General features: G+C 69.7%; 21 protein-coding genes (1 of these 21 only partly in view). 12 read left to right on the forward strand and 9 right to left on the reverse strand.

The features are described from left to right. Window positions 1-523: the 3' portion of an aldo/keto reductase gene (locus tag OG972_RS28055; protein ID WP_266986021.1), read on the forward strand. It extends 491 nt beyond the left edge of the window; the window shows 523 of its 1,014 coding nt (coding positions 492-1,014); its start codon lies off the left edge, out of view; its stop codon occupies window positions 521-523. A 73-nt stretch (window positions 524-596) separates the two neighbouring features. On the opposite strand, the gene OG972_RS28060 is transcribed toward OG972_RS28055, so the two are convergent. The 7 genes from OG972_RS28060 to OG972_RS28090 all read right to left on the reverse strand — a co-directional run bounded on the left by OG972_RS28060 (window position 597) and on the right by OG972_RS28090 (window position 8,355). After that, window positions 597-1,805, reverse strand: a complete 1,209-nt coding sequence (locus OG972_RS28060; RefSeq protein ID WP_266986023.1) for an acyltransferase — start codon at window positions 1,803-1,805, stop codon at window positions 597-599. Continuing rightward, complete coding sequence (locus OG972_RS28065) at window positions 1,802-2,848, reverse strand: alpha/beta hydrolase (RefSeq protein ID WP_266986025.1); 1,047 nt, start codon at window positions 2,846-2,848, stop codon at window positions 1,802-1,804. Before OG972_RS28065 ends, OG972_RS28060 begins: the two co-directional genes overlap by 4 nt. Window positions 2,849-3,027: 179 nt before the next feature. Then, entirely contained in the window at window positions 3,028-3,720 is a 693-nt protein-coding gene (locus OG972_RS28070; RefSeq protein ID WP_266986027.1) for a response regulator transcription factor, read from the reverse strand. Beyond that, on the reverse strand, window positions 3,717-5,039 hold the full coding sequence (locus OG972_RS28075; RefSeq protein WP_266986029.1) for a sensor histidine kinase: 1,323 nt from the start codon (window positions 5,037-5,039) through the stop codon (window positions 3,717-3,719). Before OG972_RS28075 ends, OG972_RS28070 begins: the two co-directional genes overlap by 4 nt. Before the next feature lie 145 nt (window positions 5,040-5,184). After that, the gene (locus OG972_RS28080; RefSeq protein ID WP_266986031.1) at window positions 5,185-6,138 is read right to left on the reverse strand and encodes a DUF4429 domain-containing protein; all 954 of its coding nucleotides are present in this window, start codon (window positions 6,136-6,138) and stop codon (window positions 5,185-5,187) included. Between the two features lie 85 nt (window positions 6,139-6,223). Continuing rightward, on the reverse strand, window positions 6,224-7,435 hold the full coding sequence (locus OG972_RS28085) for an alpha/beta hydrolase (protein WP_266986033.1): 1,212 nt from the start codon (window positions 7,433-7,435) through the stop codon (window positions 6,224-6,226). A gap of 227 nt (window positions 7,436-7,662) precedes the next feature. Beyond that, window positions 7,663-8,355: a TetR family transcriptional regulator gene (locus OG972_RS28090; RefSeq protein WP_266986035.1), complete on the reverse strand. Its 693-nt coding sequence runs from the start codon at window positions 8,353-8,355 to the stop codon at window positions 7,663-7,665. A gap of 116 nt (window positions 8,356-8,471) precedes the next feature. Here OG972_RS28090 and OG972_RS28095 point away from each other — a divergent pair, with 116 nt between their 5' ends. Both OG972_RS28095 and OG972_RS28100 read left to right on the forward strand, forming a co-directional pair. Then, the gene (locus tag OG972_RS28095; RefSeq protein ID WP_266986037.1) at window positions 8,472-10,082 is read left to right on the forward strand and encodes an MFS transporter; all 1,611 of its coding nucleotides are present in this window, start codon (window positions 8,472-8,474) and stop codon (window positions 10,080-10,082) included. A gap of 197 nt (window positions 10,083-10,279) precedes the next feature. After that, entirely contained in the window at window positions 10,280-10,702 is a 423-nt protein-coding gene (locus tag OG972_RS28100; RefSeq protein ID WP_266986039.1) for a peptidase inhibitor family I36 protein, read from the forward strand. 56 nt (window positions 10,703-10,758) lie between these two features. On the opposite strand, the gene aceE is transcribed toward OG972_RS28100, so the two are convergent. After that, entirely contained in the window at window positions 10,759-13,491 is a 2,733-nt protein-coding gene (gene aceE, locus OG972_RS28105; protein ID WP_266986041.1) for a pyruvate dehydrogenase (acetyl-transferring), homodimeric type, read from the reverse strand. 481 nt (window positions 13,492-13,972) lie between these two features. Between aceE and OG972_RS28110 the strand changes: the two genes are divergently transcribed. The 6 genes from OG972_RS28110 (at window position 13,973) to OG972_RS28135 (ending at window position 18,634) form a co-directional block, all read left to right on the forward strand. Next, on the forward strand, window positions 13,973-14,410 hold the full coding sequence (locus OG972_RS28110; protein WP_037696857.1) for a DUF3052 domain-containing protein: 438 nt from the start codon (window positions 13,973-13,975) through the stop codon (window positions 14,408-14,410). A gap of 175 nt (window positions 14,411-14,585) precedes the next feature. Beyond that, a complete protein-coding gene (locus OG972_RS28115) occupies window positions 14,586-15,044 on the forward strand; it encodes a peroxiredoxin (RefSeq protein ID WP_266986044.1) in 459 nt (152 codons plus the stop codon). Between the two features lie 170 nt (window positions 15,045-15,214). Next, entirely contained in the window at window positions 15,215-15,790 is a 576-nt protein-coding gene (locus tag OG972_RS28120) for a TerD family protein (RefSeq protein WP_037696943.1), read from the forward strand. Window positions 15,791-15,968: 178 nt separating this feature from the next. Beyond that, window positions 15,969-16,544, forward strand: coding sequence for a TerD family protein (locus OG972_RS28125; protein ID WP_266986046.1), 576 nt, complete (start codon window positions 15,969-15,971; stop codon window positions 16,542-16,544). Between the two features lie 71 nt (window positions 16,545-16,615). After that, the gene (locus tag OG972_RS28130; RefSeq protein WP_266986048.1) at window positions 16,616-17,758 is read left to right on the forward strand and encodes a DUF475 domain-containing protein; all 1,143 of its coding nucleotides are present in this window, start codon (window positions 16,616-16,618) and stop codon (window positions 17,756-17,758) included. A 141-nt stretch (window positions 17,759-17,899) separates the two neighbouring features. Further along, on the forward strand, window positions 17,900-18,634 hold the full coding sequence (locus tag OG972_RS28135; protein ID WP_266986050.1) for a Tellurium resistance: 735 nt from the start codon (window positions 17,900-17,902) through the stop codon (window positions 18,632-18,634). A 24-nt stretch (window positions 18,635-18,658) separates the two neighbouring features. On the opposite strand, the gene OG972_RS28140 is transcribed toward OG972_RS28135, so the two are convergent. Further along, window positions 18,659-19,531 (reverse strand): TerD family protein, encoded by an 873-nt coding sequence (locus OG972_RS28140; protein ID WP_266986052.1) that lies wholly within the window; start codon window positions 19,529-19,531, stop codon window positions 18,659-18,661. A 220-nt stretch (window positions 19,532-19,751) separates the two neighbouring features. On the opposite strand from OG972_RS28140, the gene OG972_RS28145 reads away from it, so the two are divergent. Genes OG972_RS28145 through OG972_RS28155 form a run of 3 tightly spaced genes read left to right on the forward strand, consistent with a single transcriptional unit; the run spans window position 19,752 to window position 24,281 of the window. Next, on the forward strand, window positions 19,752-20,915 hold the full coding sequence (locus OG972_RS28145) for an HpcH/HpaI aldolase/citrate lyase family protein (RefSeq protein ID WP_266986054.1): 1,164 nt from the start codon (window positions 19,752-19,754) through the stop codon (window positions 20,913-20,915). A 10-nt stretch (window positions 20,916-20,925) separates the two neighbouring features. Next, entirely contained in the window at window positions 20,926-23,421 is a 2,496-nt protein-coding gene (locus OG972_RS28150) for a phosphoribosyltransferase (protein ID WP_266986056.1), read from the forward strand. Continuing rightward, a complete protein-coding gene (locus OG972_RS28155) occupies window positions 23,418-24,281 on the forward strand; it encodes an HAD family hydrolase (protein WP_266986058.1) in 864 nt (287 codons plus the stop codon). The genes OG972_RS28150 and OG972_RS28155 overlap by 4 nt, the downstream gene beginning before the upstream one ends. The last annotated feature ends 141 nt before the right edge of the window (window positions 24,282-24,422 follow it).

The raw sequence follows: 24,422 nt of genomic DNA on the forward strand, positions 1-24,422 counted from the left end.
GGAGCTGCGCGAGGCGTACGCCGTGCACCCGATCGCCGCCCTGCAGTCCGAGTGGTCGCTCTTCAGCCGGGACGTCGAGCGCAGCGCCGTGCCCGCCGCGGTCGAGCTCGGGGTGACCTTCGTGCCGTACTCGCCGCTCGGCCGGGGCTTTTTGACCGGGGCGTTCACGGACGCGGCCAAGGACCTGTCGGACGGCGACTTCCGCAAGTACCAGCCGCGTTTCACCGGCGACAACGCGAAGACGAACGCCGCCCTGCTGGAGCCCGTCCACAAGATCGCGGCGGCGCACGGGGCGTCGGCCGCGCAGGTGGCGCTCGCCTGGGTGCAGCAGCGGGCCCAGGTGCACGGCCTGACCGTGGTGCCGATCCCGGGCACCCGCAAGAGCAGCCGGCTGCTGGAGAACGTGGCCGCCACCCGGCTCACGCTGACCGCGGAGGAGCTGGCACTGCTGGAGCCGATCGCGGGGCAGGTGGCGGGGGACCGGTACCCGGACATGAGCTCGACGTCCGCGGCGCGCGAGTAGTCGTTTCCGGGCGGCCGGGGCGCCCGGCAATCGCCCGGTCCTCAAGCGCCCCACGGGCTGGATGTGCGCCGCCCTACGCCAGCCCCAGCGCGAACAAGGCGAACCCCGCCGCGAGCAGCCCCGCCGCTGTTCGGCGGGCGTTCGCCGCCCGCGTTCCGGCCTGCCACGGTGCCTCGAAGCGGCGCGCGTACCGGGCGATGAGCACCAGCAGCCCGGCGAACACCGGCATCCACGCCAGCCGCGCCAGGACCCAGCCGATCGTGTCCGGCCCGGTCGTCAGCCCGGGCACCGCACCGGCGAACGACGCCGGGACGGCCGCGGCCAGCATCGCCGTCTGGTGCCAGCACAGGATCGTCATCGCGGACAGATTGATGACGACGACCGGCGCCCACACCGGTGGACGGCGCAGCAGCCGGCCGATCCGGTCGCGCAGCAGGATCGCCGCACCGCTCTGCGCGGCGGCCAGCGCGAGGACCAGCAGCGACGGCGGATGCGAATTGGTGCGAGCCTCGCCCGGCACGCCGACCATCGACGCCGGGTAGTGGAAGGCGAGCAGGAGCGCGGCGAACAGCACGGTCCCGCCGACAAGCAGGAACCGGGCGCCCCGCTTCCCGATCCGGTCCTCGCCCCACGAGACACCGAGCTGGTACGCGAAGAGCCAGCCCGGAAGGATGTTCAGCACGCTCAGCCAGGACGGCATCGCCTCGGCGTACGGTCCGTAGCGCAGGAAGTCGACGGCGGCGACCGCCCCGAGCAGTGGCGCGGCTGCCCAGCCGCCCAGCCGCCGCGCGATCCGCAGGCAGTACGGGGTGAGGGCGGTGACCACCGTGTACACCCCGACGAACCAGAGTGGCTGGATCACCAGCGTCGACCCGGTCCGCAGCGTGTCACCGGGTACCCCGAGCGTGTACAGCACGGGGATCATCGCCGCCCAGACGGCGGTCACCCCCAGCACCGGCCTGCCCAGCCTGGCCATCCGCCCGCGCAGCCAGGCTGCGGTGGTGGACTTCCTGCGCCGGTACGAGAGCACGGAGGCGTACCCGCCGACCAGGAAGAAGATGCCCAGCATCTGGAGGATCCAGCTGACCGGGGCGAGGAATCCGAAGGCGGAGAGCGGGCTGGCGTTGTGAAGAGCGCCGGCGCTGTCCAGCCGGAAGCCGCCGAGCAGCCAGTGCCCGGTCGGCACGGCGAGCAGGGCGAGGGCGCGCAGTCCGTCGACGGCACGGTCGCGGTGAGCGGGGGTACGGGCGTCGATCCGGGCCGCAAGCTGCTTCAGGCTCATCGGCCCGCCCCTTCCGCGATGGCCGCGAAGGCGCGCAGCGAGTCGGTGCCGGGGGCGAAGTAGCCGGTGTGGCCATGCGCGTCCTCGGCGGGCACCCGGCGGGCCCCGAACTCCGGATCGGCAGGATCGGGCCCGTGACCGAGCCCGGCCACCTCGACGTTCGGGACGTCGTCGATCCAGTCGGTGGCGTCCTTGGCCGCCCAGACCCGGGCGGCGGTGTGCAGATCGGCGACGTTGTCGGCGCGCATGCCGGGCGAGCCGAGGACGACCAGGTCGCCGACGTGCAGCCGGGACGCGGCGAGACCGCACACGACGGACCCGTAACTGTGGCAGAACACGGCGGGTTCGGTGATCCTGTCGGCCGCCAGCCCGTCCGCGAACCGGGTCAGCCGATCGGCGCCCGCCTTTGCGAGCGAACCGGTCGCAGCATCGACCCCGACGCCGACGGGAGTGGTGTAACCGGCCCAGGCGATCACCGCACTGCCCGTTCCGGTCTCCGCGTACAGCGACTTCGCCATGCCGGCCGGAGTGCCGTACACGTCATGTGTACGGTCGAAGGTCCCGGCGTCGATGTCCGAACCCGGCACCACGACGGAGACCCGGCTCGCGGTCCTCAGATCCCCGAACACCTCGGCGACCTGTCCGCGCCCGCGCGGATCGAAGGCCAGGATCCGCCGTCCGCGATCCACGGCCAGATGCGTGTACCGGGGATCGTGGCCGGCCTGCAGGGAAAGGGCGTTGGCGCGGTAGCGCAACTCGACGGGCACCCCGTCGAGATTGCCGACGACCGATGGATGCCGCACGACCAGCTGCTGCCGCTCGTCCTTGCTCAACCACCGGAAGAATTGCGCTACTTGGGCGGGTGTGGACCGCTCCGGATCCGGCAGCTTCCGCCCCAGCACATGATCCGACCGCCATGCGGCACTCCCGGGCGGCGGCCCGGTCACGGCCTGCTGAGCATTCCCGGATACCCAGCCGGCGGTCCCGGCCACCACGGTGGTCGCCAGTGCGACCGCGACCAGAGTCCTCGCGTAACGGCGCATCTCGCCCTCCCTCTTCGGCTCGTGCACGCCGTTCGGCGCGACGGGAGGGAAGGTAGGAAGAGGGTGGGTGAGAGGGCGTCACACCGGGGAGCCACGTTCGCAGTGGTACCGGGGTAGGGGGTGTACCGGGGGAATTCCCCACCCCACGCGGCCATTCGAGCCGGCTCGGGGGAAGGCCGTTACGCGCCCGGCGTCACCAACCCCGACTCATACGCAAAGATCACCGCCTGCGCCCGATCCCGCAGATCGAGCTTGGCCAGCACCCGTCCGATATGCGTCTTCACCGTCTGCTCGGCCAGCACCAGCCGCCCCGCGATCTCCTGGTTGGACAGCCCCCGGGCAATCAGCTCCAACACCTCCGTCTCCCGCGGCGTCAGCCCGTTCAGCCGCAGAGCGACGACATCGCTCCGCCCGCCCGCACCGCTTCCGCCCGGCCGTTGCCGCGCGAAGTCCGCGATCAGCCGTCGCGTCACGGACGGAGCCAACAGCGCCTCGCCCGCCGCCACCACCCGTACCGCCGAGATGAGATCGGCGGGCGGCGCGTCCTTCAGCAGGAACCCGGAAGCCCCGGCGCGCAGCGCCTCGTACACGTAGTCGTCCACGTCGAAGGTGGTGAGCATCAGCACCTTCGGCCGGTGGACCACCCCCACCGGCGGGTTCAGCAGCTCACGCGCGGCCGCGAGGCCGTCCATCTCCGGCATCCGCACATCCATCAGCACCACGTCCGGATGGACGTTCCGGCTGACCTCGATCCCCTGCCGCCCGTCCGGCGCCTCGCCCACCACATCGATGTCGCTCTGCGCCGACAGCAGCGCCGCGAACCCCGCCCGCACCATGGCCTGGTCGTCGACGATGATCACGCGGATGGTCACAGGTCCTCCAGGGACGAGGGGGAGGCGGGCGACAGCGGCAGCCGTGCGGCCACCCGGAACCCGCCGTCGGGCAGCGGCCCGGTGTCCAGGCTGCCGCCGGTCAACCGTACGCGTTCGCGCATCCCGACCAGCCCGTGTCCGGTCCCCGTCGGCTCCAGCGGCGAACCGGGCCGTTCCGCCCGGTCGTTGGCGACCACCACGGTCAGATGCTCGCCGTCCGACGCGATCGACACCCGGGTCCGCGCTCCCGGCGCATGCCGGACCACATTGGCCAGCGCCTCCTGCACGATCCGGTACGCGGACAGGTCCACCGCCTGCGGTACGTCGCCCAGGTCCGCGGCGAGCGACAACTCCGCGGGCAGCCCCGCCCGTACCGTCGCCTCGACCAGCTGCTGCACCCGGTCGAGCCCCGGCTGCGGCGCCCGGTCGCCCTCCGTTCCGTCGCTGCGCAGCACCACGAGCAGCCGCCGCATCTCGGCAAGCGACTCCCGGGCGCTCGCCGCGATCGAGCCGAACTCCTCGACCGCCTCCGCGGACAGCCCGCTGATCCGGTACGGGGCGGAGTCGGCCTGGACCGTGATCACCGACATGTGGTGCGCGACCACATCGTGCAGCTCACGGGCGATTCTGGTGCGCTCCTCAAGCAGGGTCCGCTGCGCCCGCTCCGCCTCGCTGATGGTCTCCTGCTCGGCCAGCCGCCGCTGCGCGTCGCCCCGTTCCCGAACCGCCGCGGCGATCACCAGCACCACCGCACCGAGGATGGGCAGCAGCAGGGCGCTGCCGTTGCTGCGCCCGGGCGAGATCACATGCAGCACCACACCGGCGGCTCCTGTGGCCAGCCAGACGGCGATCGAGGTCCGGCGGGTCTCGCGCAGCCCCAGGGCGAGGAGCAGGAAGAGATACCCGACGATGGCGGGTGGTGTCCACGGCCAGACGGTGTACGTCGCCACCGGATACCCCAGGAGCACCAGGGCACCGATGATGTCGGCGGGGAAGACGATCCACCACGCCTGCAACGGCCGGTGCGCCAGCATCAGCAAGGGCGCCGCCTGGGCGACACCGAGTGCGCCCGCCACGCCCCCGGGCACCCCGTACTCCGAGATCAGGAAGTTGATCGTGACCGGGATGAGGGTGGCGGCGAGGGCGAGGACGACACCGTACGGAAGCAGCCGCTGCCACCGTCTCGGTGCGTCGGCGAACAGCGGGGTCGGGGGGTGGGACGCGTGGGTCAGCCCGTGGGCCACCTCGCGCAGATTGCGGCGGGCTGCGCTGAGCAGGCCGTCGGCGGGCGGCGGAGGCTGGGGAAAGGAAGTCGGCATGGCCCGATCAGCGTAGGCAGCGGACCTGCTGCGGGGCGTCATACCGGGGTCTCGATCAGGACCCGGCGCCCCGTACGGGGGTACTACGTGCCCGCCCCTCACGGCCTGCCCACGACAGGGAATGGGGGAGACCGTCGACCCGCCGCTACAGCTCCGCGAGCAGCTGGGCCTTCTTCGCGCTGAACTCGTCGTCCGTCACGAGTCCCGCCCGGTGCAGCTCCCCGAGGTGCCGGATCCGCTCGGCGATGTCCGCCGGATCGCGGCGCCCCGCGCCCGCCAGGACGGCGGTTGCCGTCACGGGTGCGGACTGGTTCCTGCGTACGGACTCCAGGACGGCGGCGGCGAACGGCAGCGACTCGTGCACCGGGCCGTAGCCGAGTCCGAAGATCACCGCGGCCGGGTCCTGATCGGCCTGGGTGGGCCGCGGAGTCATTGCCTGCGGACCGGGTGCGGCGTCCGTACGGGGCGCCCCGCCCTCCGCGGCCGCAGCCGCGCCCGCCAGGGAACCCGCGCTCCCGGCGCCTCGCGGGACCAGCCGCAGGTAGCCGTCGAACGCCTCGGGCGACCGCCACTCGACCCCGCTCAGCTCGGTGACCGGAAACGTCTGGTCGCCCGCCTTCCACTTCGCCGTGGAGGCACCCGTCCAGAACCAGCGGAAGGAGATCCGGTCCCCGTCGAAGCTGGCCCGGCCGTCGTACGCCTTGAACTGCATCGGCGCCTCGGGGGCCGCGACCATGAAACGTTCGGCGGGCTCCCTCGCGTCCGCTCCGAGCAGTGCGCGCAGCTCGTCCGCGTAGTACTCGGCGAGCGTCTCGCGTTCGGCGGGCAGCACCAGCCGGTACGGATCGCAGCCGTCCTTCAGCTGCCCTGCCGCAGCCTCCAGCAGGGGATCGGCACCGGGTCTCGGCACCGCATGCAGCACCACCGTGCCCCGCTTGCCCGGGTTCAGCGTCACCGACGACAACGCCGCGTGCGGAATGCGGCGTTCACGCAGGCTCTGGAAGAGCTTCGGCGTGCGAATACCCCGTTCGAAGCGGATGAGCACGCAGTCGGTGTCGAACTCCCAGGTGGCATGAATTCCGGCCAGCACATCACCCATGTGCCTCATCGTATGCGGCACTTGCCCGCACGTCCCCCCTCGGCGTATGCCGCAATTCATGCTCCCTTGCGGCTCTTTACGCGCGTCACATGCCTTCGGCGCCGGAAATTCCCTTGTGACAGGCGCTGTCGGCGCTCGCACAGGTCACCGAGCCGTAGGCACCCACGCCGATGGCGGCGAAGTTGCTGAGGCTCTCGGTGCCCGGCACGAAATAGCCGCTGTGCCCGTTGGCGTCGCCCGCCGAGACGACACGCGCACCGAAGCCCCGGTCCACCGGATCGGCCCCGTGGCCGAGCCCGCCGACCTCCATGTTCGGTACGTCCTCGATCCAGTCGTTGCGGTCCCGCATGGCCCAGACCGCGGCCGAGGTGTGCAGCTGCGCGGCACGCTCCACCCGCATGCCGGGGCTGCCCGCGACCGCGATGTCGGTGACCCGGGACGGCAGTTCTCCCGCGGCGACACCGCACAGCACGGACCCGTAGCTGTGACAGAACAGCGAGACCTTTGACGTGCCGGGCAGCGCGCCGACGAGCGCACCCAGCCGGACCGCGCCGCGCTCGGCGAGGTTTCCCAGGGCCGCGTCCATACCGATGCCGGCGGGCGCGGTGTAGTCCGCCCAGGCGATGACGGCGGTCCGGGTGCCGGGGCGGGCGGCGCGCTCCGCCGCGTACAGCGACTTCGCCATGCCGACGGGGGCGGCGTTGACCTTCGGCCCGGTCCGCTCCAGCGTCAGCAGATTGGTATCGACACCGGGCACGACCATCGAGATCCGCTCGGCCTTGTCCAGGTCACCGAACACCTCGGCGGCGTGGCCCTTTCCGGATGGGTCGAAGGCCAGGAAATGCCGACCGTGGGCCAGCATCGACCTGAATCGCTCCATCCGGCGCAGCGCGTCGGCGCGGCCGTCCGGGGAGAGCCTGACGTCGTGCATGCGCCGCCGTTCGACCGCCCGCGCCTGAACCAGGGCCCGCCGGTTGGCGTGGTAGCGCAGGGTGACCGGGGCGCCGTTCAAATTGCCGACGACCAACGGGTATCTGTCGGCGAGCGCGGTCCGCTGCGTGGCGGTGAGCATGGCGAAGAACTGCGCCAGCCGGTACGGCGGTGCATCGGCGTCCGGCAGCGGGTGACCCGCTATCCGCCCCCGCGCCCAGGAGGCGAGTGCGATGTCGCGTGGCTCGTGGGAGGGTTGGTGACGTACGGCTGTCCAGCCGGTGGTCGCCAGCATCACGAACACGACCGCGACGGCGAGCAGCGCGCGCCATGCGGTGAGCGTGGGGGAGGAGTCGAAGGTAGTCACTCCGGCCCACACTAGGAGACGCGCGACGACCACCGTGAAGCGGGTGACACACATCACTCGGCTGCGGGGAATTGAGGTGGGTTTCCCTCACGCTCCGTGCGCGCTTCCGGTACGCTCCGACGGATTTCGCGCCGCTCCTGTCTCGCACGGGCCGGTTGTGGTACGGCAGTTGTGAAGTCTGTCATGTTCCGTTATGAGGCGTTCGGCACATGATGGGGTCGGAGCTGTCAGGCGGAAGGCGCAGGCCCTGCGATCACGGGTTCGACCGGCGCATGCCAGTTCCCCGCGAGCGCCGGGCCCAGTTGGTCCAGATAGTTCTCGGTCAGCGTGCGCAGCGACTCCATGCTCGTGTCCCGCCCCTGCCCCCACAGTTGCCCGGTCACCCGCATCACCCCGGAGAACGCGGCGACGGCGACCCGCGGTCGCGGATCCGTCCGGATGTCGAGGCCCTCGCGCCCGGCGATCACCTCGGCTATCTCGGTCTCCAGGTCGATGCTGCGCCGCAGGTGGGCCGCGAGCAGGGAAGGGGTCGACTCGATCATCCGGTACGTACGCATGTGGAGTTCGACCGTGACGGTCTTCTCGATCGCCTCACCGATACTGTTCCAGGCGCACAGGACCGCACTGCGCATTGCCTCGAAAGGGGCTTCTCCGGCGGGCCGTTGGCGCAGCTCGGAGAGGAAGCGCGACTCCACCATCTCCTGGACGGCGAAGGCGGTCTCCTCCTTGCTGGCGAAATAGCGGAAGAAGGTGCGCTGGGAGACCTCGACGGCGTCGACGATCTCGTCGACGGTGGTCTCGTCGTACCCCTGGGTGGTGAAGAGGTCGAGGGCGGCATGCAGCAGGGCGTCCCGGGTGCGTCGCTTCTTGCGTTCGCGCAGCCCGGTCGGTTGCTCTGCGGCGCGCCGGCCATCGGTCACTGAGCGGTCCTCTTTCGATCTCTTTGTCCAGCTCAGGGTACCTGTGAGCTACGTGACAGTTACCGGCTTGTGAAATGGTTTGTCAACTGTCAGTGACTGACACTAATGTCCCCGGCATGACTAGTCAGACCACCGCAGAAAAGGCGTTGCGGGAGCCGCAGGGCACCCCTGCTCCCGCCCCGGCCAAGGGGCTGCGCGGCCACCCCTGGCTGACGCTCTTCTCCGTGGCCATCGGCGTGATGATGGTCGCGCTCGACGGCACGATCGTCGCGATCGCCAACCCCGCCATCCAGCAGGACCTGCACGCCTCGCTCGCCGACGTCCAGTGGATCACCAACGGCTACATGCTCGCACTCGCGGTCTCCCTGATCACCGCGGGCAAGCTCGGTGACCGGTTCGGCCACCGCCAGACCTTCCTGATCGGTGTCGTGGGCTTCGCCGCGGCATCGGGAGCCATCGGATTCTCCAGCAGCGTGGCCCTGGTCATCGCGTTCCGGGTGCTGCAGGGCCTTTTCGGCGCCCTGCTGATGCCGGCCGCGCTCGGCCTGCTGCGCGCCACCTTCCCGGCCGAGAAGCTGAACATGGCGATCGGTATCTGGGGCATGGTCATCGGCGCCTCGACGGCGGGCGGTCCGATCCTCGGCGGCGTCCTCGTCGAGCACGTCAGCTGGCAGTCCGTCTTCTTCATCAATGTGCCGGTCGGAGTGATCGCGCTTCTGCTCGGCGTGGTGATCCTCAAGGACCATCGCGCCGAGAACGCGCCGCGCTCCTTCGACATCGGCGGCATCGTGCTCCTGTCGCAGGCGATGTTCTGCCTGATCTGGGCGCTCATCAAGGGGGCGGAGTGGGGCTGGGGCGACTTCAGGACGCTCGGCTTCCTGGGGGCGGCCGTGGCCCTGTTCGTGGTGTTCGCCCTCTCCCAGAAGAACGTCAGGGAGCCGCTGATCCCGCTGGCGATGTTCCGCTCGGTGCCACTGTCCGCGGGTGTGGTCCTGATGGTGCTGATGGCGTTCGCCTTCATGGGCGGACTCTTCTTCGTCACCTTCTACCTGCAGAACGTGCACGGCATGAAGGCCGTCGACGCGGGTCTGCACCTGCTGCCGCTGACCGGGATGATGATCGTCGGCTCCCCGCTCGCGGGCCTGCTGATCACCAAGCTCGGCCCGCGCGTCCCGCTCGTCGGCGGCATGGTGTGCACCGCGGTCGCCATGTTCGGGATGTCCCAGCTGGACACCGGCACCGGCACCCTGACCATGTCCATCTGGTTCGGTCTCCTCGGCCTCGGCCTCGCCCCGGTGATGGTCGGCGCCACCGAGGTCATCGTGGGCAACGCCCCGATGGAGCTCTCCGGCGTCGCGGGCGGACTGCAGCAGGCCGCCATGCAGGTCGGCGGCAGCCTCGGTACGGCGGTGCTGGGTGCGGTCATGGCCTCGCAGGTCGATGCGAAGCTCGCTGACAACTGGGCTGCCGCAGAGCTTCCGCCGCTCTCGCCGCAGCAGCTGGACCAGGCGTCCTCGGCCGTCGAGGTCGGGATCCCGCCGGTGGCGTCCGGCACACCGGGTCCGGTCGTGGAGAAGATCACGAGCGTCGCGCATGACACGTTCGTGTCGGGCATGGGCACGGCCTTCATGGTCGCCGGCGTGGTCGCGGTGATCGCGGCGCTGGTCGCCACGCTCACCAAGCGCGGTGCGAATGCGGAGGCAGGCGCGGGCGCGGGTCACATCTGAGCCCGCCGCCGGCCCTCGCCGACCCCTCGCGCCGAGGACGCCCGAGCGTCAACACAGAGCCCACGACAGCCCCGTCGGACCCCTTCGGCGGGGCTGTCGCCTATCCGGGTGGTCCGGCCCTGCGACCCTTCCCATGGCGCTGCCCCGCAGGTCAGGGTGCGTGCAAGTGATCCACACCACCACGGGGGTTGACTGATATGCGTACGACTGCGCTTGCCGCCGCACTGACCGCCACCGCGCTCATCCCGCCGGCCGTACAGGCCTCAGAGACCGCACCGGCCACACAGACCACCCGCACCACGCAGGTCGCATCGGCTCCGCGGGCCGCGCCGGTCCGGCTCGGGGCGTGCGGGACGGGGCAGCTCTGCCTCTGGGAGAAGCCGGACTTCACCGGGGCCCGGCAGGTCCACGAACTGTCCACCATCGACATCGAAAGCTGTGTCCCGCTGCCACCGGTCGGCCAGGCCCAGGCGCTCGCCAACCGCACCGGCCGCCCCGTCACCACCTATCAGTCGGCGGAGTGCGCCGAGACCGGCGAGTTCGAGACCTATCCGGGCGGTGGCACCTGGGTGCCGCAGTCCCCGTACCGGGTCAGGGCCTTCAAAGTCTGGGAGAACTGACGCCGAAGGGCGGCGGACCAGGAGGTCCGCCGCCCTTCGGATCTGTCCGGTCGTGCCTACGCGTCGCCGCCGGCCGCGCCCGGGTCGGCCGCGGTCACGTCCAGGAGTTCGTACCGGTCGATCGCCTGCTTCAGCAGCGAACGGTCGACCCGTCCCTCCTTCGCGAGCTCGGTGAGCACCGCGAGGACGATCGACTGCGCGTCGATGTGGAAGTACCGGCGGGCCGCGCCACGCGTGTCGGCGAAGCCGAAGCCGTCCGCGCCCAGCGACTGGTACGCACCGGGAACCCAGCGCGCGATCTGGTCCGGCACCGAACGCATCCAGTCCGAGACCGCCACGAACGGGCCCTCGGAGCCGGAGAGCTTCCGGGTCACGTACGGGACGCGCTGCTCCTCCTCCGGGTGCAGCAGGTTGTACCGCTCCACCTCGACGGCCTCGCGGCGCAGCTCGTTCCAGGAGGTCGCCGACCAGACGTCCGCCTTCACGTTCCACTCGTCGGCGAGGATCCGCTGCGCCTCGACCGCCCACGGGACCGCCACACCGGACGCCATGATCTGGGCCGGGACCGCACCCTTCTCGCCGCTCCTGTAGCGGTAGACGCCCTTGAGGATGCCTTCGACGTCCACGTTCTCCGGCTCGGCCGGGTGCTGGATCGGCTCGTTGTAGACGGTGAGGTAGTAGAAGACGTCCTCGCTGTTCTCGCCGTACATCCTGCGCAGACCGTCCTTGACGATGTGCGCGATCTCGTAGCTGAACGCCGGGTCGTACGCCACACAGCCGGGGTTCGTCGAGGCGAGCAGCTGGGAGTGGCCGTCCGCGTGCTGCAGACCCTCACCGGTCAGCGTCGTACGACCGGCGGTGGCACCCAGCACGAAGCCGCGCGCGAGCTGGTCGGCCATCTGCCAGAACTGGTCACCGGTGCGCTGGAAACCGAACATCGAGTAGAAGACGTACACCGGGATCAGCGGCTCGCCGTGCGTGGCGTACGCGGAACCCGCGGCGATCAGCGACGCCGTGCAACCCGCCTCGGAGATGCCGTCGTGCAGCATCTGACCGGTCGGCGACTCCTTGTACGCGAGCAGCAGATCGCGGTCCACTGCCTCGTACTGCTGACCGAGCGGGTTGTAGATCTTCGCGCTCGGGAAGAACGCGTCCATGCCGAAGGTGCGGTACTCGTCGGGTGCGATCAGCACGAAACGCCTGCCGATCTCCTTGTCCCGCATGAGGTCCTTCAGGATGCGGACGAACGCCATGGTCGTGGCGATCGACTGCTGACCCGAACCCTTCTTCGCGGTCGCGTACGTCTTGTCCTCGGGGAGAACCAGCGGCTTCGCGCGCACCACACGGGTCGGGACATAACCGCCCAGACTCTTGCGGCGGTCGTGCATGTACTGGATTTCTTCCGAGTTGCGGCCCGGGTGGTAGTACGGCGGGTAGCCCTCGTCCAGCTGCTTGTCCGTGATCGGGATGTGCAGCCGGTCGCGGAACCGCTTGAGGTCCTCGACCGTGAGCTTCTTCATCTGGTGGGTCGCGTTGCGGCCCTCGAAGTTCGGCCCCAGGGTCCAGCCCTTGACCGTCTGCGCGAGGATCACCGTCGGCTGGCCCTTGTGGGCCTTGGCCGCCGCGTACGCCGCGTAGACCTTCCTGTGGTCGTGACCGCCGCGGCCCAGGTGCAGGATCTGGTCGTCGGTCATGTCCTTGACCATGTCGCGCAGCCGCGGGTCGTCCCCGAAGAAGTGCTCACGGATGTACGCGCCCGACTCGGTGGCGTACGTCTGGAACTGGCCGTCCGGCGTGGTGTTCAGCTTGTTGACCAGGATGCCCGTGCGGTCCTGCGCCAGCAGCGGGTCCCAGGAGCGGTCCCAGACCAGCTTGATGACGTTCCAGCCGGCACCGCGGAACTGCGACTCCAGCTCCTGGATGATCTTGCCGTTGCCGCGCACCGGACCGTCGAGGCGCTGCAGGTTGCAGTTGACCACGAAGGTCAGGTTGTCCAGGCCCTCACGGGCGGCGATGGAGAGCTGGCCGAGCGACTCGGGCTCGTCCATCTCGCCGTCGCCCAGGTATGCCCAGACGTGGGACCGGGAGGTGTCGGCGATGCCGCGCGCCTCCATGTAGCGGTTCATCCGGGCCTGGTAGATCGCGCCGAGCGGACCGAGGCCCATCGAGACGGTCGGGAACTCCCAGAAGTCCGGCATCAGCCGCGGGTGCGGGTAGCTGGACAGGCCGTTCGGCGCCTTGGACTTCTCCTGGCGGAAGGCGTCGAGCTGTGCCTCGTTCAGCCGGTCGAGCAGGAACGCGCGGGCGTAGATACCGGGGGACGCGTGCCCCTGGAAGAAGATCTGGTCGCCGCCCAGACCGTCGTCCTTGCCCCGGAAGAAGTGGTTGAAGCCCACGTCGTACAGCGAGGCGGAGGAGGCGAACGTGGCGATGTGACCGCCGACGCCGATACCCGGGCGCTGGGCGCGCGACACCATCACGGCCGCGTTCCAGCGGGTCGCGTTGAGGACCTTGCGCTCGATCTCCTCGTCGCCGGGGAAGAACGGCTCGTCCTTCGTGGCGATCGTGTTCACGTAGTCCGTACTGCGCATCTCCGGCACGGCGACGCGCTTCTCGCGCGCGCGCTCGATGAGCCGGAGCATCAGGTAGCGGGCCCGCTCACGGCCGCGCTCGTCGACGGCGGCGTCGAGGGAGTCGAGCCATTCCTGGGTCTCTTCGGGATCGAAGTCCGGGACCTGGCTCGGAAGGCCGCCAATGATGATCGGGTTGCGATCGGATCCGGAAGCCACGCTGTTCCTTCGCTGTTCGGTGCTGCTCTACGGGGCCTGGTTTCGGGAGGCACGCCCCCGGGATGTATGCATGTACGCCAGCACCATCGTGTACCGCGACGACGCATACGTCATCTCTACCGAGGGGTAACCGCCAGGTGGTGAGACATCATGTCCGGTGCGCCAGGGCGGCCCGGCAGACGGGTTGGATCAAACCGCAACCATACGCCCAACCCGTCCAAGCGTTCCCAAAGGCTGTTCGACTCCGATTGGCGGACCGAAACGGCATAAGCTGTGGAAGGACGTAAAGGGTGTGGGCGGTCGTGTGGAGCCCAGTCAGGGACCTGCCGATCGTGCGGCGACGTGGCAGGGAACGTCACCGTTTAGGCGGTCTCGCACGCTGGGTACTTGCGCGATCCGCCGCGCCCGTGTGGACTACGGCCAACGCCCCGCGCACGCGCGTGGCTGAAGCATTTTCCGAAACATGATCAGGAGGCAACCCGTGAGCGCGACCGCGGACCACGCGGAGGAACGGACCAACTCGGCTGCACGGCTGGGGTTCGAGCCCGGACAGGTGGTCCAGGAGATCGGCTACGACGACGACGTCGAGCAGGAGCTCCGTGAGGGCATTGAGGCCACTACCGGCCAGGAACTCGTCGATGAGGACTACGACGACGTCGCTGACGTCGTCCTGCTGTGGTTCCGCGACGAGGACGGCGACCTTACGGACGCGCTGGTGGATGCCATTGGTCTGATCGACGAAGGCGGTGTGATCTGGCTGATGACGCCGAAGACCGGCCGCGAAGGCTACGTCGAACCGAGCGATATCAACGAGGCCGGCCAGACAGCCGGTCTTTCCCAGACCAAGAGCATCAATGCGGGCAAGGACTGGACGGGCAGCCGTTTGGTCACCCCGAAGTCGGCCAAAGCCAGGCGCTGAACCGCACTCACCACGAGGCCCCCGCCGGTCGTGCACCGGCGGGGGCCTTCGTATGCCCGTTCACATGTGCCCCGCCCGCGCACATCCCTGTCCGCGGGCCCGCCGAGGTCTCTGCGTAGGGTGGGAGTCCACCCGGACAGCCCAGCCCGGTGAAGCAGTGAAGGGACGCGTTTCCATGGCGATCGAGGTCGGTACCCAGGCCCCGGATTTCGAGCTGAAGGACAACCACGGCCGGACCGTGAAGCTCTCCGACTTCCGCGGCGAGAAGAACGTGGTGCTGCTGTTCTACCCGTTCGCCTTCACCGGCGTCTGCACGGGTGAGCTCTGCGCGCTGCGCGACGAGCTGCCGCGGTTCGAGAACGACGACACGCAGCTGCTGGCCGTCTCCAACGACTCCATCCACACCCTGCGCGTCTTCGCCGAGCAGGAGGGCCTCGAGTACCCGCTGGTCTCGGACTTCTGGCCGCACGGCGCGACCTCCCGCGCCTACGGCGTCTTCGACGAGGAGAAGGGCTGCGCGGTGCGTGGCACCTTCATCATCGACAAGGAGGGCGTGGTGCGCTGGACCGTCGTCAACGGCCTGCCGGACGCGCGCGACCTGAACGACTACATCAAGGCCCTCGACGCGATCTGATCCGGTTCCGGACGATCCCGCGTCGGTGTTCCGGAGGATCTCCCGGCGCCCCCGGCCAAAAGCCTGTTTTGGCCGGGAACCGGTCACTAGGATCCACTCGTTGATCCGATGCCAACGCAACGTGGAGGCGCCGGCAGTCGTCGGCCCCCAAGAAACCAATGGGAGGACTCGTGGGAGTCAGCCTCAGCAAGGGCGGCAACGTCTCGCTGACCAAGGCCGCGCCCAACCTGACCGCTGTCGTCGTCGGTCTGGGGTGGGATGCCCGTACCACCACCGGTGGAGACTTCGACCTCGACGCCAGCGCGCTGCTGACCAACGCCGAGGGCAAGGTCGGCAGCGACGGTAATTTCGTCTTCTTCAACAACCTCAAGAGCCCCGACGGCTCCGTCGAGCACACCGGTGACAACCTCACCGGTGAGGGCGAGGGCGACGACGAGGTCATCAAGGTGAACCTGGCCGGAGTCCCGGCCGACGTCGACAAGATCGTCTTCCCGGTCTCGATCTACGAGGCCGAGACCCGCCAGCAGAGCTTCGGCCAGGTGCGCAACGCGTACATCCGCGTGGTGAACCAGGCGGACAACAGCGAGCTCGCGCGGTACGACCTGAGCGAGGACGCCTCGACGGAGACCGCCATGGTCTTCGGCGAGCTGTACCGCAACGGCGCCGAGTGGAAGTTCCGTGCCATCGGCCAGGGCTACGCCTCGGGTCTGCGCGGCATCGCGCAGGACTTCGGCGTCAACGTCTGAGTACGGCCCAGAGAGCGCGACCGGGCCGTTCCTGAGAAGGCGCAGCCCGGGCCGCGCCCGAGGGTGTCCGGCCATGATCCGCCGTACACCCCCCAGCACGTCCCCGTCCGGCGCCGCACCCAGTGCGGCGCCGGACGCGCTCAACAGACGGTTCATCGACTCGGGGAGGACTCACATCATGGGCGTCACACTCGCCAAGGGGGGCAATGTCTCCCTCTCCAAGGCCGCACCCAACCTCACCCAGGTGCTCGTCGGCCTCGGCTGGGACGCACGATCCACCACGGGCGCCGACTTCGACCTCGACGCCAGCGCGCTGCTGTGCCAGTCGGGCCGGGTGCTCGGCGACGAATGGTTCGTCTTCTACAACAACCTCACGAGTCCGGACGGCTCCGTGGAACACACGGGCGACAATCTCACCGGTGAGGGCGAGGGCGACGACGAGTCGGTCATCGTGAACCTCAACCAGGTCCCCGCCCACTGCGACAAGATCGTTTTTCCGGTCTCGATCCATGAGGCCGACAACCGCGGGCAGACTTTCGGCCAGGTCAGCAACGCGTTCATTCGCGTGGTGAACCAGGCGGACGGCCAGGAACTCGCGCGCTACGACTTGAGCGAGGACGCCTCCACCGAGACCGCGATGATCTTCGGCGAGCTCTACCGGTACAACGGCGAGTGGAAGTTCCGTGCAGTGGGACAGGGGTACGCGTCGGGGCTGCGGGGCATCGCTCTAGACTTCGGGGTCAACGTTTCGTAAAGCCGCGCACGGCGCGGGGGAGCCCCGTACACATCCGGGGGAGACCCGTTACATACACGATGGGGTAGCCAGTGCTTCTGAAAACCTTCGGCTGGTCGTTCGCGATTACCGCGCTCGGCCTGGTCGCAGCGGTGCTCTACGGGGGGTGGGAAGCATTCGGTGTGGTCGCGATTCTTTCCGTCCTCGAGATCTCGCTGTCCTTCGACAATGCGGTGGTCAACGCCGGAATCCTGAAGAAGATGAATGCCTTCTGGCAGAAGATCTTCCTCACGGTCGGTGTACTCATCGCGGTCTTCGGTATGCGGCTGGTCTTCCCCGTCGTGATCGTGGCCATCACCGCCAAGATCGGGCCCATCGAGGCGGTCGATCTCTCGTTCAGCCAGCCCGAGCGCTACCAGGAACTGGTCACGGACGCCCACCCGGCGATCGCCGCCTTCGGTGGCATGTTCCTTCTGATGATCTTCCTCGACTTCATTTTCGAGGACCGTGACATCCAGTGGCTGCGCTGGATCGAGCGCCCGCTCGCCAAGCTCGGCAAGGTCGACATGCTGTCGGTCTGCATCGCGCTCATCGTGCTGCTGGTCTCGGCCATGACCTTCGCGACCCAGGCGCACCAGCACGGCGGCGCGCACGCGGACAAGGCGGAGACCGTCCTGCTCGCGGGTGTCGCGGGTCTGATCACGTACCTCATCGTCGGCGGTCTCTCCGGCTACTTCGAGAACAAGCTCGAGGAAGAGGAGGAGCGCGACCACGAGGCCGAGGAAGAGGCCAGGAAGACCGGCAAGAAGCTGTCCGCGGTGGCGCTCTCCGGCAAGGCCGCGTTCTTCATGTTCCTCTACCTCGAAGTCCTCGACGCGTCCTTCTCGTTCGACGGTGTCATCGGCGCCTTCGCCATCACCAACGAGATCGTGCTGATGGCCCTCGGCCTCGGCATCGGCGCCATGTACGTCCGGTCGCTCACGGTCTACCTGGTCCGCCAGGGCACCCTGGACGACTATGTCTACCTGGAGCACGGCGCGCACTACGCCATCGGCGCGCTGTCCGTCATCCTTCTCGTCACCATCCAGTACCAGATCAACGAGATCATCACCGGTCTCGTCGGCGTCGTCCTGATCGGCTGGTCCTTCTGGTCCTCCGTCCGGCGCAACAAGGCCCTGGAGGCCGGGGGCGGCGACGACTCGGATTCCAGGGCGGAGGTCCCGTCCGGGGTGTGACCCGGTAGGGATTGAGGAACGCTCTCAGCGGGGCGGTCCGTACGGCGACGGTTCTCCGGGAACACCCGGACCCGGCCCGGGGGCCGCCCCGCAGTGATGCGTGCGGGGCCTGGGCACTACCGAGACGTGTGGGGGTTGGGGATGGCGTTCTGGGACAGCCTGTGGCCGGGGCGGGAAGCACAGTTCGAGTCGGGCAACGCGGCGACCAACTCCATCGTGCTGTCCAAGCGGCACGCCACGGTCTCGCTCACCAAACAGGGCGCGCTGACCGGCAACCTGCGGGTCAACCTCTCCTGGCGGATGCGTACGTCCGACATCGAGGGCAGGTCACGGCAGAGCGGGCGGCTGCTGCGGCCGTTCAAACTCTTCCAGCCCGATGTGGTCCAGGCGCACACCCAGGGTGTGGTCAACGTCGACCTGGACCTGGGCTGCATGTACGAACTGAAGGACGGCACCAAGGGTGTGGTGCAGCCGCTCGGCAACCTGATCGGCGACCTGAACGCGCCGCCGTACATCAGGCTCAGCGGGGACGACCGCTTCGGGGCGCCGTCGGGGGAGACCGTGTACGTCAACCTCGACCAGCGGGACCAGATCAAGCGGCTGCTGTTCTTCGTCTACATCTACGACCAGACGCCGGCCTTCGACCGTACGCACGCCAAGGTGACGCTCTACCCGGGCAACGGCCCGCGGATCGAGATCGAGCTCGACGAGCGGGCCCCGCAGGCGCGCTCGTGTGCCGTGTTCACCGTGGAGAACGTCAAGGACGAGCTGATCGTGCGGCGCGAGGTGAAGTTCGTCTACGGCTTCCAGTCGGAGCTGGACCGGCTGTACGGCTGGGGAATGCAGTGGGGGCGCGGCTACAAGTCCCGGGCCTGAGCGGGCGCCCTGCCGCCGCGGCGGTCAGGAGCGGACGAACTGGGGGCCCTGCGGCGGCAGCACGAAATTCGGGTCCGGGGCGGGCGCGGCGGCCGCCGCGGGCTGCGGATAGCCGTATGCGGGCTGCGGCGCGGCCGGCTGCGGATAGCCGTAGGCGGGCTGAGGAGCAGGGGCGGCCGCTGTGGGCTGCGGGTAGCCGTACGCCGCCGGGGCGGCCGTGGGCTGCGGGTAGCCGTACGTGGGCTGCTGGTGCTGGACCGTGGCCTGCAGGTCGGGTCCGGGTGCCGGTGCCGGGGCAGACACGGGGGCGACCGTCGGCACGGCCGGGGCCGGATCGGGCTCGGCCGCGGCCTCCGCCTCGTCGACCGAGATACCGAATGCGGTCGCGAGCCCGACCAGCCCGGTCGGGTAGCCCTGACCGACCGCCCGGAATTTCCAGCCATCGCCGCGCCGGTAGAGCTCACCGCAGATGATCGCGGTCTCCTCGCCGGTCTCCGGCCGTACATCGAACACGGCGAGCGGGTCGCCGCCCGCCGACGCCGCGTCGTAGAGAAGTATGCGGAGATCGCGGACCTGCTGGAAGGCGGCCCCGTCGGAGGAAGCCGCGATGACCACCTGTTCGACCGACGGGTCGAGCGCGCCCAGGTCGGCCTCGATGGTGTCGGTGAGCCCCTCGGCGACACTGCGCTTCGGTAGCCGTCGTACCAGGCCGGAGGGGTGCCGGGGCTGGTTGTAGAACACGAAGTCCTCGTCCGAGCGCACACGGCCACCGGCGCCGAGAAGCAGGGCCGAGGCGTCCACATCGGGCACCCCGGCGCCCGGAGTCCAGCGCAGCACGGCTCGTACGGCCATGGCATCGAGGGGGACGTTCGAGCCCTTCAGCATCGCGTGCGTCATGGCGGTCATCCTGCCTGCTGGCTGCCTGCGCAGACAACGTGGGGGGCCCGACTCATGTCTCGGCAGCGCGTCGGAACCACGTCCTCCGGGCCTTGCGGAACCGTCGGGAAATGGACGAGTTACCCGAAATTCATGCACGTGGGGAACTGTCGACACCCGTCCATACGTACTATTACCGGCCACACGTTGTCAGGCCGGTCCAGCAGTACGGGGGAATCACATGCGTCATTTCGGGCACGTCTCGCCCGCTGCGCGGGAAGGCCTGTTCTTTCGGCAGCCGTGCGAATTCGGGGCGGACTCCCCCGCCCGGATACTTTCGGCCGCCCTCGGCGCCACTCTGTACTCCCCGGCCACCCGGCCGCGGCTCGCCGATGACGTCCTCAAGCAGGCCGGGCGCGGTGTCGTCTCGATGGTGCTGTGCCTGGAGGACTCCATCGACGACTCCGAGGTGTCGGACGCCGAGGAGAACCTGGTCAGGCAGTTCGCCGACCTCGCTGCGCGCGGCGCCGAGGTGCCGCTGCTCTTCATCCGGGTCCGCGAACCGGAGCAGATAACGGACCTGGTGCAGCGGCTCGGAAGCTCCGTCCGATTGTTGTCCGGTTTTGTACTTCCGAAGTTCACGGAAGAGCGTGGTCTTCCGTTCATGGAGGCGCTCACCAAGGCCGAGACGGCCGGGGGACAGCGCCTGTTCGCGATGCCCGTTCTCGAATCGCCCGAGCTGCTGCACCTGGAGACCCGCGCGGCGGCGCTCCAGGGAATCGTCCGCACCGTCCACACGTACCGGGACCGGGTGCTCGCCCTGCGGCTCGGGGTCACCGACTTCTGTTCGGCGTACGGGCTGCGCAGGGCGCCCGACATGACGGCGTACGACGTCCAGCTCGTCGCCGCGGTCATAGCCGATGTGGTCAATGTGCTGGGCCGGGCGGACGGGACGGGCTTCACGATCACCGGACCGGTGTGGGAGTACTTCCGGCTCCAGGAGCGCATGTTCAAGCCGCAGCTGCGCCGCAGCCCCTTCCTGGAGGGCCGGGCCGACGGGCTGCGTACGACACTGATCGAGCACGACCTCGACGGGCTGCTGCGGGAGATCGAGCTCGACCGTGCCAACGGGCTGCTCGGCAAGACCTGTATCCACCCGTCGCACGTCGCGCCGGTGCACGCACTGTCCGTGGTCAGCCATGAGGAGTTCAGCGACGCACAGGACATCCTGCGGCCGGAGCACGGCGGTGGCGGAGTGATGCGCTCCGCATACACGAACAAAATGAATGAAGTGAAGCCGCACCGCGCCTGGGCCGAGCGCACCCTGCAACGGGCCGAGGTCTTCGGCGTGGCGAAGGAAGACGTCGGCTTCGTGGATCTGCTGGCCGCGGGGCTCGCGGAATGAGCGCGTCTCGATGAGCGAGCGCGCAGCAAGGAAAGAGACGGCGAACGTGGTGTGGTCGGGTAGCTGGGTGGCGGAGCGACTGGGCGTCGAGCTCGTCGGCAACGGGAAGCCCGAAGGCGACGGCGAGCTCCGGGAGCTGCTGGGCCTCGCCCTGCGCCGCAACCCCAAGCGGGCCCATCTGCTCGTCTCCAATGTGCTGGGCAAGCATGTGCCGCAGCGGCCCTCCGTGGTGTACGGCGCGGGGGTCGAGCTCGGCCTGCGCGTGCGCGCGCTCCTCGGGGAGGCGGAGGCCCGCCGGGCGGTGGTGCTCGGGTACGCGGAGACGGCCACCGGCCTCGGTCACGCGGTTGCCGACGGGCTGGGCGTGGCCCCGTACCTCCACTCGACGCGGCGTCCGGTCGAGGGCGTGGCCCGGGCGGGCGGCTTCGAGGAGTCGCACTCGCATGCGACGTCGCATCTGCTGCTGCCGGAGGACCCCGCCCTGCTGGCGCGCGGGAGCGGGGCGCCGCTCGTGCTGGTGGACGACGAGTTCTCCACGGGCAACACCGTGCTCAACACGATCCGCGCGCTGCACGAGCTGTACCCGCGCGACCGATACGTCATCGTGGCTCTGGTGGACATGCGGTCGGCGGCCGACCGCGAACGGCTGACCGGGTTCGCCGCCGAGATCGGCGCCCGCGTCGACCTGGTGGCCAGGGGTACGGGCACCGTGCGCCTCCCGGACGGTGTTCTGGAGAAGGGCCAGGCCCTGGTCGCCGCCCACGAGTCGGAGCGGGAACCCGCCCGGGCCGGTGCGGCAGGGCCCGGCGGCCCGTGCACCCGGGTGGAGCTGGAGTGGCCCGCCGGCGTGCCCGACGGCGGACGGCACGGCTTCACCCCCGCCCACCGCGAGACGCTCGAATCGGCCCTTCCCGCCATGGCTGCCCGCATCGCCGGCGCCCTGGGCGCTGAAGCCCGCCGCATACTCGTCCTCGGCTTCGAGGAGCTGATGTACGCACCGCTCCGGCTGGGCACCGCCCTGGAGGAGCACACCGACGCCGAGGTGCGCTACTCGACCACCACACGGTCCCCCGTCCTCGCCGTGAACGACCCCGGCTATGCGATACGCAGCCGGCTGGTCTTCCCGGCCCACGACAACCCGGCCGACGGCCCCGGCGTCCGCTACGCGTACAACGTCGCGGATGCCGGTTTCGACGCCGTGGTCGTCGTCGTCGACTCCGCCGCCGACACCCCGGAACTGCACGCCGCGGACGGCCTGCTGGCGGAACTCGCCGCGCACACCTCCCACGTCCTGCTGGCCGTCGTCCCCTCGTACGTCCCGTCGTCCGCCCCCGCAACCACCCCCGAACGGCAGGAACCCCCCATGCTGTCCGAGCCCCTCCGCGGCCCAGCCTTCTCCTCCTACGCGCCGGAAGAAGTCGGCTGGCTGCTCCAGGACCTCTCGAACACCGAGCTGGAGGCGCCCACCGAGGAGCGCGAGGAGGCGATACAGAGCGGGGGTGCGCACTACGCCGAGTCGCTGCCCGTCGAGTACCAGCCGTCCGCCGAGTACCAGGACCTGTTCAAGGCGGCCCTGGACCTGTCGGCGGCCCGCATCGCACGGGCCGTCGGAACCGTCACCGAGACGGTCCTCGCCGAGCGCACCCCCCGCCCCGTCCTGGTCTCCCTCGCGCGGGCCGGCACCCCGGTCGGCGTGCTGATGCGCCGCTGGGCCCAGCACCGTCACGGGCTCGACCTGCCGCACTACGCCGTCTCCATCGTGCGCGGCCGGGGCATCGACGCGAACGCCCTGCGCTGGCTGGCCGCCCACCACGACCCCGCCGACGTCGTCTTCGTCGACGGCTGGACCGGCAAGGGCGCCATCACCCGCGAACTGGCCGCCGCACTCGGGGAGTTCGACGGCTTCGACCCCGAGATCGCGGTCCTCGCCGACCCGGGGGGCTGCGTCCGCACCTACGGCACCCGCGAGGACTTCCTCATCCCGTCCGCCTGCCTCAACTCCACTGTCTCCGGGCTGATTTCCCGTACCGTCCTCCGGTCGGACCTGGTCGGCCCCCATGACTTCCACGGCGCGAAGTTCTACCGCGGGCTTGCGGAAGCCGATGTGTCCGGTCACTTCCTCGACACCGTCGCGGCCCACTTCGACGAGGTCGTCGACGCCGTGGACGCCGAGGTCAAGGAGCTGCTCACGGCCGACCGCGCCCCCACCTGGGAGGGCTGGGCGGCCGTCGAGCGCATCAGCGAGGAGTACGGCATCCACGATGTGAACCTGGTCAAGCCGGGTGTCGGCGAGACCACCCGCGTACTGCTGCGACGCGTCCCCTGGAAGATCCTCGCCAAGCGCGGAGCCGGTGCCGACCTCGAACACATCCGGCTGCTGGCCGAGCAGCGCGGCGTGCCGGTCGAGGAGGTCGACGGTCTCCCGTACACCTGCGTCGGACTGATCCACCCGAAGTACACCCGCGGAGCGACGGGCGCGGACGGCAAGGCGGTGGCGTCACAGTGACCCACCCGGCCACTACGACCACCCCCACCACCCCGACCACCCCTGTGACGCTGGTCGCCAGCGACCTCGACCGCACCCTCATCTATTCGACGGCGGCACTCCAGCTCGCCATGCCGGACGCGGATGCCCCCCGGCTGCTCTGCGTCGAGGTGTACGGGAACAAGCCCCTCTCCTACATGACGGAGACGGCCGCCGCACTCGTCGACGAACTGGCCCGCACCACGGTCTTCGTACCCACGACCACCCGTACCCGCGAGCAGTATCACCGCATCCAGTTCCCCGGCCCCGCACCGAAGTTCGCCATCTGCGCCAACGGGGGACACCTCCTGGTCGACGGCGTCTCCGATCCCGACTGGCAGGACCGGGTGGCCCGCCGGCTCGCCGACGAGTGCGCCTCGCTCGCCGAGGTCCGCGCCCACCTCGTGGCCGCCGCCGACCCCGCCTGGCTGCTGAAGGAACGAGTCGCCGAGGACCTCTTCGCCTATCTCGTCGTCGAACGCTCGCTGCTGCCCACGGACTGGGTGAAGGAGCTGGCCGAGTGGGCGGGGCCCCGCGGCTGGACCGTGTCCCTCCAGGGCCGCAAGATCTACGCCGTGCCCAAGCCGCTCACCAAGAGCGCCGCGATGAACGAGGTCGCCCACCGAACCGGCGCCACCCTCACCCTCGCCGCCGGCGACTCGCTCCTCGACGCCGATCTGCTCCTCGCCGCCGACCTCGCCTGGCGTCCGGGCCACGGCGAACTCGCCGACACCGACTGGAGCGCCCCGCACGTCGACGTCCTGACGGAACGCGGTGTGGCGGCGGGCGAGGAAATCCTCCGCCGGTTCATTCGGGCCTCCGTCGCCCGGCGCGGCCTCTGACTCCTGCGCGGCCGTCGCCGAACGGCTGGACCCTGCGCGGAGAAACACGTCGACGCGATCTTCGACAAGCTCGGACCGACAGGGAACAGTGGCTGGCAGCCGACGCGTTCCCCCCGTACTCCGGTACGGGGGGACCTGACC

This window comes from Streptomyces sp. NBC_01669, assembly GCF_026339735.1.
In the GTDB taxonomy this organism is placed as follows: domain Bacteria; phylum Actinomycetota; class Actinomycetes; order Streptomycetales; family Streptomycetaceae; genus Streptomyces; species Streptomyces yanii.